This is a genomic window from Vibrio sp. 2130-1, assembly GCF_033339515.1.
This window is the reverse complement of the sequence record NZ_JAWOUT010000187.1, coordinates 1-780: the sequence shown is the minus strand read 5'-3', so window position 1 is coordinate 780 and position 780 is coordinate 1. Positions and strand designations below refer to the sequence as shown.

Here is a 780-nt window from a genome sequence, read left to right as displayed (position 1 = left end):
ATCTTCCACGACAAACTGGTCTTTGATTTGGGTAAAGATACAGATGGTGATGGCATTCGCGATACTTTCCTAGATTCGGCGGATGATCTGACCCTTAGCTACAACGAATGTGGTTGGGCAGTATTCTCTAACGAAGAATACAACGTAGAAGTCACGCTAAATGGCGTTAATTCAGCTTACATAAACTATGCTGAACACCACGGTATCGACATTTTCGAATTCGCATAAGCCATCTTTACTCGGCGTAAACACTGCTCAAGTATAAATAATGAAAAAGGAGGCTGATAGCCTCCTTTTGTTTATGTTGGTATTTCAACTTATTCGAATGGTGATGGATCGCCAGAACCAATTCGCACCACTTCTGGATCACCTTCGCTGAAGTCAATCACTGTAGTAGGTTGCTCACCTAAGTAACCACCATTCAGGATCACATCAACTGCATGTTCAAGTTTGTCGCGGATATCTTCCGGATCAGACTCTGTCACATCGCTACCAGGCAGAATCAATGACGTTGACATCAATGGCTCACCCAGTGCTTCGAGAAGATCCAATGCGATTTGGTTATTTGGCACACGAATACCGATAGTCTTACGTTTCGCATTCATCAAGCGACGAGGAACTTCCTTCGTACCTTTGAAGATGAACGTGTAAGGACCAGGAGTGTTGTTTTTCAGTAGTCGGAATGCTCCGTTGTCCACGCGCGCATACAGAGAAATTTCTGACAAATCGCGACACAACAACGTGAAGTTGTGCTTATCATCTAAGCGACGAATCTGACAA

At 44.0% G+C, this 780-nt stretch carries 1 protein-coding gene and 1 pseudogene; one reads left to right on the top strand and one right to left on the bottom strand.

What is annotated here, in order from left to right; all coding sequences use genetic code 11:
- A pseudogene (locus R7Q09_RS25070) lies at positions 1–228 on the top strand (calcium-binding protein); the annotation flags it as partial.
- 89 nt (positions 229–317) lie between these two features.
- Here R7Q09_RS25070 and R7Q09_RS25065 read toward each other — a convergent pair.
- A partial coding sequence (locus R7Q09_RS25065; RefSeq protein ID WP_318143813.1) for an L-threonylcarbamoyladenylate synthase occupies positions 318–780 on the bottom strand: 463 nt, incomplete at its 5' end.